At 67.9% G+C, this 8,020-nt stretch carries 10 protein-coding genes; 5 read left to right on the forward strand and 5 right to left on the reverse strand.

Annotation, left to right across the window (positions count from 1 at the left end; genetic code table 11):
* Window positions 1-844: Na+/H+ antiporter (locus A5646_RS05275; RefSeq protein ID WP_066877283.1), on the reverse strand; the 844-nt coding region annotated here is incomplete at its 3' end.
* 99 nt (window positions 845-943) lie between these two features.
* On the opposite strand from A5646_RS05275, the gene A5646_RS05280 reads away from it, so the two are divergent.
* Window positions 944-1,378: a protease inhibitor I42 family protein gene (locus A5646_RS05280; RefSeq protein WP_067020379.1), complete on the forward strand. Its 435-nt coding sequence runs from the start codon at window positions 944-946 to the stop codon at window positions 1,376-1,378.
* A gap of 38 nt (window positions 1,379-1,416) precedes the next feature.
* Complete coding sequence (locus A5646_RS05285) at window positions 1,417-1,896, forward strand: hypothetical protein (RefSeq protein WP_066871441.1); 480 nt, start codon at window positions 1,417-1,419, stop codon at window positions 1,894-1,896.
* 3 nt (window positions 1,897-1,899) lie between these two features.
* Here the strand turns inward: A5646_RS05285 and A5646_RS05290 are convergent, their stop codons facing one another.
* The gene (locus tag A5646_RS05290) at window positions 1,900-3,192 is read right to left on the reverse strand and encodes an alpha/beta hydrolase (RefSeq protein WP_067020382.1); all 1,293 of its coding nucleotides are present in this window, start codon (window positions 3,190-3,192) and stop codon (window positions 1,900-1,902) included.
* Between the two features lie 233 nt (window positions 3,193-3,425).
* On the opposite strand from A5646_RS05290, the gene A5646_RS05295 reads away from it, so the two are divergent.
* The gene (locus tag A5646_RS05295) at window positions 3,426-3,782 is read left to right on the forward strand and encodes a type II toxin-antitoxin system HicB family antitoxin (RefSeq protein ID WP_066871448.1); all 357 of its coding nucleotides are present in this window, start codon (window positions 3,426-3,428) and stop codon (window positions 3,780-3,782) included.
* A 13-nt stretch (window positions 3,783-3,795) separates the two neighbouring features.
* Here the strand turns inward: A5646_RS05295 and fdxA are convergent, their stop codons facing one another.
* Entirely contained in the window at window positions 3,796-4,122 is a 327-nt protein-coding gene (gene fdxA / locus A5646_RS05300) for a ferredoxin (protein WP_066871453.1), read from the reverse strand.
* A gap of 164 nt (window positions 4,123-4,286) precedes the next feature.
* Here fdxA and A5646_RS05305 point away from each other — a divergent pair, with 164 nt between their 5' ends.
* A complete protein-coding gene (locus A5646_RS05305; RefSeq protein WP_067020385.1) occupies window positions 4,287-5,237 on the forward strand; it encodes a LysR family transcriptional regulator in 951 nt (316 codons plus the stop codon).
* On the opposite strand, the gene A5646_RS05310 is transcribed toward A5646_RS05305, so the two are convergent.
* Both A5646_RS05310 and A5646_RS05315 read right to left on the reverse strand, forming a co-directional pair.
* Window positions 5,234-5,950: a sirohydrochlorin chelatase gene (locus tag A5646_RS05310; RefSeq protein ID WP_067020388.1), complete on the reverse strand. Its 717-nt coding sequence runs from the start codon at window positions 5,948-5,950 to the stop codon at window positions 5,234-5,236. The genes A5646_RS05305 and A5646_RS05310 overlap by 4 nt on opposite strands.
* Window positions 5,951-5,957: 7 nt before the next feature.
* On the reverse strand, window positions 5,958-7,625 hold the full coding sequence (locus A5646_RS05315; protein WP_067020391.1) for a nitrite/sulfite reductase: 1,668 nt from the start codon (window positions 7,623-7,625) through the stop codon (window positions 5,958-5,960).
* Window positions 7,626-7,910: 285 nt separating this feature from the next.
* On the opposite strand from A5646_RS05315, the gene A5646_RS28765 reads away from it, so the two are divergent.
* Window positions 7,911-8,020, forward strand: a 110-nt coding sequence (locus A5646_RS28765) for an FAD-dependent oxidoreductase (RefSeq protein WP_156752859.1), incomplete at its 3' end; no start/stop codon positions are given.

An 8,020-nucleotide genomic window follows, 5' to 3' on the forward strand; every position in this document is an offset into this window, starting at 1 on the left:
TCTGGACGCCGACGAACACCCACAACGAGCCGTTGAGCAGGAATGTCGCGATGTCCCAGAAGGCGAAGGACTGCAGCCTGGAGCGGGCCCGGATCACCAGCGGGCTGGCGTAGGCGAGGACCAGGGCTGACACCATCACCGCGACCACGCCGCTGCAGTCCAACGACTGAGCAAGCAGGAAGGCCGCGAACGGCGTCACCAGGCTCAAAGCCCCTTCCTCCTGCGGTGCGTCGATTCGTTTGCGCAGCAGCGTCACCGCGCCACCGACCAGCAGGCCGGCGGCGATGCCCCCGAGGTAAGAAACGATGAACCGGACGGTCACCTCGGGCGGGGTGATCGAGGCCCCGCCGATCGCGACGTTGACGCTGACGGCGAACAGGACCAGGGCGGTGCCGTCGTTGATCAGACTCTCGGCCTTGAGCACCGTCAGCGATCGGCGCGGCAGCTTCTTGGCCAGACCGGCCACCGCGGCCGCGTCGGTGGGCGACAAGACCGCGCCCAAGACGCCGGCCGCGTGCGGGTTCATGCCCAGCGCCCGTGCCGTCCACGACACCGCGACCGCGGTGGCGATCACCAGGACGACGCTGAGGAAGACGATGATGCGCGCGTTGGCCCGGATCTCGCGGAAGCTGGTGTTGAGGCCCTCCCAGTACAGGATCGCGGGAAGAAACAGCAACAACACGATCTCGCCGTTGACATGGATGTGCGCGAAATGGGGGATCAGGCCCACCAGGACGCCCAGGAAGATGAGCAACACCGGGGGGCCGACGCGGTAGCGCCGTCCGATGACCGTCCCCACGATGACGGTGGACACCAGGGCAACGATCAGTTCGAGGCCAAACACCAGCCCATCCTGCCGGACGCCACGCATGGCGTCCTCGTCGCCTATCTTCGGTCTGGATCAGACCTATTAGGCTCCGGAGCGACACCGAAGGGGGATCTGGTGAAGGTCAGGCTGCTGGTGACAGTCGCCGCGCTCGTGTTGTCGACGGTGGTGGGCTGCCACTTCGCCTCCAGGAACCCGCCGTCGACCAAAACCCTCCAGGTGCCCATGACCGACGTGCTGACGCAGAGCGAGATCACCCAGACCGTCACCCTCGCCGTCGGCAACACCCTGATCGTGCAGCTGGGTTCCAACTACACCACGCCCTACCGGTGGAACCCCGACACCAGGATCGGCGACTCGTCGGTCATCAAGCAGCTCAGTCACGAGTTCGAGCAGCCGGCCTCGGACGCCCTGGGGGCGCCGGGCACCGAGGTGTGGACGTTCAGCGCGCTGAAACCGGGGACCACCACGGTCAGCACGGCCTACACCAGCTTTGTGGGCAAGGACGCCAAGCCCGCGTGCACCTACACGCTGACCGTCACCGTGCAATAAGGCTGCGGGCTCATCGGTCGTCGGGCTACGGTCTGGTCGTGTTCGGATTTCTTCGCAACCTGACCCAAATCGGCCAGCTGCCCGCGCCGTTGCGCGAGGAACTCGAAGCCGAGGGGATCACCTTCAGCGCGGGACGGGTCGGGGTGGTCCGGCACTTCAGTGGCCATGTGCCCGGGGTGTATTCGGCCTCCGGGGTCTCCCGCTATACGGGCGGGTTCGCGTTCAGCGCCGCGCGGATCGTCGCCACCTTCCCGGCCCGCGGTGACGCCAACCTGCGCTCCATCGACTGCCCCTGGGATACCGACAAGGGTCCGGCGCGGGCCACCATCACCAACAAGGGCCTCGGGATCGACATCGATCTCCGCGGCGTCGACCCGGCCTTCAGCGGCTCGATGCGGCTCAACTACAAGAAGAAGATTCCCGACGAGGTGCTCGAAGCCCTGCCCCGGACGGCGCTGCGAGTGCCGGTGGACCCGGTGTTCGTGTACCGGGCGGCCGGCGTGCGTCCCAAGGCCTGACCCCTACGAAACCTCCGGCGCCGCAAGCACATCGGCGCGCAGGTGCGCCGCATAGACCTCGGCGAGGAACTGCTCGACGGCGACCGCGGTGTGCGCGGCGCGGACCGAGCCGAAGATGTCGAAAGCGTGTTGGGTGAATGGCAATTCGGCGTAGACCACCGGTTGGGCACTGGTTTTCCGCAGCTGTTCGACGAGCGTGCGGGCCTGCTCGACGTAGGCCAGCGAGTCGTTGCGCCCGTGCAGGACGAAAAACGGGGGAGCGTCGGGGTTGACGTGGTTGACCGGTGACGCGGCTTTGAACGTCTGCAGGTGCGTGTCGGGCTTCTGCTTGATGATCGACTTGATCAGCAGCCCCGGCATCATCGGATGCAGCGTCTTGTCGAATCGGGTGAAGTCGTAGATGCCGTAGAACGGCACGGCCGCTTGCACCCGGGTGTCGGCGTCTTCGAAACCCGGTTGGAACTGCGGGTCATTGGGCGTCAGCGCGGCCAGCGCCGACAGGTGGCCGCCGGCCGAGCCGCCGGTGATGACGACGAAGTCGGGGTCACCGCCGTATTCGGCGATGTGCTCTTTGACCCAGGCGAGGGCGCGCTTGACGTCGACGATGTGGTCGGGCCAGGTGTTGCGCGGGCTGTGCCGGTAGTTGATCGCCACGCAGACCCAGCCCAGCTCGGCGAGGTGGCTCATCAACGGATGCGCTTGTCCCCGTTTGTTCCCCGTCGTCCAGGCGCCGCCCGGGATCTGGAAGAGCACCGGCGCCTTGCCGGCCGGGTCCAGGTCGGGACGGCGCCAGATGTCGAGGTGGTTGGCGCTGCCGTATTCGCCGTAGCCGATGTCGGAGTCGTGGGCGTAGTCGCGGTAGATCCGCAGCATCCTCAGGAGACCTGGCGTCTTGGCGGTGCCGGCGCCGGCGGGCCGGCGCCACAGACCCCTCGTCTCGGTGAGCCGATCGGGCCCCAGTCCGTCGTCCAACGCCTCGGTTAGCGGGACGTTGGCTCGATGGCCCGCGCGGCTGAGGTTCAACAGGCCGAGGGCCGAGAGGCCGGCGACGACCCACGCGATGATGCGCAGCGGCGGGTTGATGCGGCGGCCGGTCACCGCCAGTCCGGCGAGCTGGCTCAGCAGCGTCTGCAGCGGTAATTCGGTGACGACGAGGCCGAACATCCAGGAGTACAGCGACGGGAATCCGCCGCGCGCCAAGGGCCGGTAGGCGTTGACGGTGGACGCGGCGGTGACGGTGGTGACCGCGGCCGCCCCTATGTGCCGGATGACGTGGAGGATTCTCGCTGTCCGCATGGCCTCACCTTACGAGTAGCTGACTCTCGGATTCGCTAGCGCATCTGCTAGCGGATTTGAGAAGGGCTTTGTCGTCTCGGAGAGGTGCCGCACCCACCAGCCGGCCGTGCCGGACCCAACAGCCCGCCGTGCCGCACCCACCAGCCCGCCGCCTCGCCCCAACACCGCGCGCACCTCTTCGGGTGGGGATGAGTGACTCGCGGAACCGCTAGCACCCGTGCTACCAACCCGGCGTGAACCACTACACCTACCGCGTCGCGTGGTCGCCGTACCACGGCCAATATGTCGGCACCTGTCTCGAATTGCCGTTCATGCGGCGCGAAGCGCCGACCGCGCAAGAGGCCATCGGCGAAATCGAGACGGCCGTCGACCGCCACGTCGAAATCATGTTGTCGACCGGCGAAACGGTTCCGACCCCCATGGCGGACCGCCGCTACAGCGGCACGATCGTGATCAGGACCTCCCCGGAGCTGCACAGCCGCCTCGCGGTCGAAGCCGCCGAACAACAGGTCTCGATGAACCAGTGGGTGGTGCAGCAGCTTTCGGGCCGGCGGCCCAGCGACACGTTCGGGCTCTCCGGCTGGGATTAGCGGCCCGCGACGGCTAGGAAGCTTCGGCTCTGCTCTCCAGCTCCTTGACCGGGGCGGGGTCGTTCTCGGTCAGCCCGACCTTCGCCGCGCCGCCGGGCGAGCCGAGCTCGGTAAAGAAATCGGCGTTGATCTGCAGGTATTGGCTGTGCTCGTCGGGCAGGTCGTCCTCGTAGAAGATGGACTCGACCGGGCACACCGGCTCACAGGCACCGCAGTCGACGCACTCGTCGGGGTGGATGTAGAGCATCCGCGCGCCCTCGTAGATGCAGTCGACGGGGCATTCCTCGATGCACGCCTTGTCTTTGATGTCCACACAGGGTTCGGCGATCACGTAGGCCACGGGGGTTGTCCTTCCTTCTGGCTAGCGGGGTCAGCCGGGTGCGGCCGTCAAAACACGGTCAGGCTGGCTAATTTAGCGGCTCGTGCCGGGCGTGAGTAGAGGTGCGGCGTTGTGGTGTCACAAGCTATAGTTGTGTCACACGATTTGATTGTGAGCCGCCGCCCATGCCCCTCAGCCCCCGGCTGCCCGAACTCGCGTCGTTCGAGGCGTTTCTGGCGATCGCCGAGACCGGCAGCCTCGGGCGGGCCGCACGCCAACTCGGGCTGACCCAGCAGGCCATTTCCCGCCGGCTCGCTACCATGGAGGCCCAGATCGGCGTGACGCTGGCCGTGCGCACGACGCGCGGCTCGCAACTGACGCCCGCCGGGCTGATCGTCGCGGACTGGGCGACCCGTCTGCTCGAAGTCGCCAACGAGGTCGACGCGGGTCTCGGCTCGCTGCGTAAGGAGGGCCGCGAACGCATCCGCGTGGCGGCCAGCCAGACCATCTCCGAACAACTCATGCCGCACTGGCTGCTGTCCCTGCAGGCCGAGGCGGCGCGGCACGGCGACACCGCGCCTCAGGTGATCCTGACCGCCACCAACAGCGAGCACGCCATCGCCTCGGTCCGCGACGGCAGCGCGGATCTCGGATTCGTCGAAAACCCGGGCACGCCAAAGGGTTTGGGCAGCTGCGTAGTGGGGGAGGACGAGCTGGTGATCGTGGTTCCGCCCAATCACAAGTGGGCGCGACGGACGCGGGTGGTGACCGCGCGCGAACTCGCGCAGACGCCGTTGGTGGCCCGGGAACCCCATTCGGGTATCCGCGATTCGCTGACGGCCGCGTTGCGCAAGGTGCTCGGCGAGGACATGCAGCAGGCCACACCCGTGCTGGAGCTGACCTCCGCGGCGGCCATGCGCGCCGCCGTGCTCGCCGGCGCGGGCCCGGCCACCATGAGCCGGCTGGCGGTCGCCGACGACCTGGCGGACGGGCGGCTATACGCGATCAACATCCCGGAGTTGGATCTAAGGCGCAAGTTTCGGGCCATCTGGATCGGCGGGCGCACGCCGCCACCGGGAGCGATCCGCGACCTGCTCAGCCACATCACCAGCCGCACCGCGGCCGCGAAAGCTTAGGCCGCGGCGTCGTCGGCCAGCGCCTCGTCGTAGCGGTCCAGCACCGTCTCGGCCACCAGCCGGTGCGACCCCAGCGGCGCCGCCATCGCAATGCCGTTGTCGCGGGCGAACTTTGACACGCCATCGGTGATGAAGCCGGGCGCCAAGAACCACGGCGCGACTACCAGCCGGCGCGCGCCGCGGCGGCGCAACTGGTCGGCGGCGTGGGCCACCGACGCCTCGGGCCGGGTGGCGAATGCGGTTGTGGCCGCGGCCCATCGGGTCCCGGCGGCCAGCCGGCCCGCCACCTTCGCGGTGCGCGCGTTGGCGGCGAGGTTCGACGAGCCGATCGCGACCACCATCACCCCGAGATCGTCGTCGTGTGGCGACACCCCGACCTCGGCCAGGCGTTCGCGCAGCACCGAAACCAGCCGATCGTCCTCGCCGAGCACGTCGGCCTGCCTGATGCCGTGCGCTCCGGCGTCGGCGATCTGCTGCGGGATGTCCAACCGCGCGTGATAGGCGCTGGCCAGCAGGAAGGGGGCGACCACGGCGCGGCGGCTGGCCGGCAATCCGGCCAGCACGTCGACGAAGTTCGGGGCGTTGAGTTCCAGGAACGCCAGCCGCACGTCGAGGTCCGGCCGCATCCGCGAGAGACGGTCGGCCACGGCTTCGGCGTTGGCGCCCGACCGGGGGTCGCGGCTGCCGTGCGCGGTGAGTACGAGCGTGTTCATCGAAGCCTCAGCGCAGCTCGTCCTCGTCGGCGCGCAGCGCCCAGGAGGCGAACGTCTCGCCGTCCTGGCGGCCGTCCAGGTACTTGCGGGTGACCCGGTCGATGTAGTCGCCCAGTTCGGCGCTGGTGACCTTGTGCTGGCGCAGTTTTCGGCCGAAGCCGCTCTGCTCGCCCAGGCCGCCGCCGAGGTGCACCTGGAAGCCCTCGACCGAATTCCCGTCGCCGTCGTCGATCCACTGGCCCTTGAACCCGATGTCGGCCACCTGAATTCGGGCGCACGAGTTGGGGCATCCGTTGAGGTGCACGCTGATCGGCAGGTTGAGCCGGGAATCGACGTCGGCCAGGCGCTGTTCCAGCTCGGGCACCAAAGTCTGTGCGCGCACCCGGGTTTCGGCGAACGACAGCTTGCAGTACTCGATTCCGGTGCAGGCCATGGTGTTCTTGCGCCACGACGACGGCCGTGACGGCAGGCCCAGCGCATCCAGGCCGGCGACCAGTTCGTCGACCTTGTCGTCGGGAACGTCGAGGATGACCAGCTTCTGGAAAGGGGTCCACCGGGCCCGGTCGGAGCCGGCCTTCTCCATCAGGTCGGCCACCGCCGACAGGGTGCTACCCGTCACCCGCCCGACGATCGGCGCGACGCCAACGGCGTTGAGCCCGTTCTTGATTCGCTGCACCCCGACGTGGTCGATGGTGTGCTTGACCGGCGCGGGCGCCGGCCCGTCGATCAACCGGCGGTTGAGGTATTCGGTTTCCAGCACTTCGCGGAACTTCTCCACGCCCCAGTCCTTGACCAGGAACTTCAGCCGGGCCTTGGCCCGCAGCCGCCGGTAGCCGTAGTCGCGGAACAGCTGGGTGACGCCCTCCCAGACGTCGGCGACCTCGTCCAGCGGCACCCACGCGCCGAGGCGCTGGGCCAGCATCGGATTGGTCGACAGGCCGCCGCCGACCCACAGGTCCAGGCCGGGGCCGTGTTCGGGGTGGTTGACGCCGACGAACGCGATGTCGTGGGTCTCGTGGGAGACGTCCTGCAAACCGGACACCGCGGTCTTGTACTTGCGCGGCAGGTTGGCGTACTCGGGGTTGTTCAGCGAGCGCCGGACGATCTCGTCGATCGCGGGCGAGGGGTCGAGGATCTCGTCGAGCGAGTCGCCGGCCAGCGGCGACCCGTGGATGCCACGCGGGCAGTCGCCGCAGGCCTCGGTGGTCTGCAGCCCCACGGATTCGAGCCGGCGCCAGATCTCGGGGACGTCCTCGATGCGGACCCAGTGCAGCTGCAGGTTTTCCCGGTCGCTGATGTCCGCGGTGTCGCGGGCGAATTCGGTGGAGATCTGGCCCAGGGTGCGCATCGTGTGCGCGGTCATCGCCTTGCCGTCGGAGCGGACCCGCATCATAAAGTACTTGGCTTCGATCTTGTCGGTGTTCTCGTCACCGGTCCAGCTGCCGTCGTAGCCCTGCGCGCGCTGGGTGTAGAGGCCCATCCAGCGGAACCGCCCGCGCAGGTCGTCCTTGGCGATGCTGTCGAAGCCCTCTTTGGCGTAGATGTTGATGATGCGATCGCGCACGTTCAGCGGCGCGTCGTCGCTTTTGAACTGCTCGGCGTGGTTGAGCGGTTCGCGATCGCCGAGGGCCCACTGACCGTCGTTGCGTGTCTTGACGGGACGTGCGGTGGTCATATGGCGTTCTCATTCCTCGCGGCGACGCATTGTCTGCGGTTATGCGGCCACAGGATGGGCTGTCGGGCCGCGGCATCGCGATGATGTTGGGTCTTTAGGCACCCGCAAGTTCGTCGTTGGACCCACGGGTCGCGATTTCCATGGTGCACCAGTTACGACGGCGTCAGTAGAGGTCATGTGTTGTGAAGGCACAACCGCGCGTTGTGTGCGCTGCTTCACGTCTTTGCCTTGGCGGCCAGCGCGATTGGGCGGGCGTTTACCGGATTCGCAGTAGGGTGGCCGCTTATGAGCACCTCCGACGTCCACGACGTGATCGTTATTGGTTCGGGTCCTGCTGGGTATACCGCGGCGTTGTATGCGGCGCGGGCGCAGTTGGCGCCGGTGGTGTTTGAGGG

Origin of the sequence: Mycobacterium sp. 1245499.0 (genome assembly GCF_001673615.1) — a bacterium.
Lineage (GTDB): Bacteria > Actinomycetota > Actinomycetes > Mycobacteriales > Mycobacteriaceae > Mycobacterium > Mycobacterium europaeum_A.

What these genes read in the sequence shown, in the direction of transcription:
- A5646_RS05290 (WP_067020382.1), bottom strand. Translation starts at nt 3,192, where the DNA reads ATGCGGACAGCGAGAATCCTCCACGTCATCCGGCACATAGGGGCGGCC.
- A5646_RS05305 (WP_067020385.1), top strand. Translation starts at nt 4,287, where the DNA reads ATGCCCCTCAGCCCCCGGCTGCCCGAACTCGCGTCGTTCGAGGCGTTT.
- A5646_RS05310 (WP_067020388.1), bottom strand. Translation starts at nt 5,950, where the DNA reads ATGAACACGCTCGTACTCACCGCGCACGGCAGCCGCGACCCCCGGTCG.
- A5646_RS05315 (WP_067020391.1), bottom strand. Translation starts at nt 7,625, where the DNA reads ATGACCACCGCACGTCCCGTCAAGACACGCAACGACGGTCAGTGGGCC.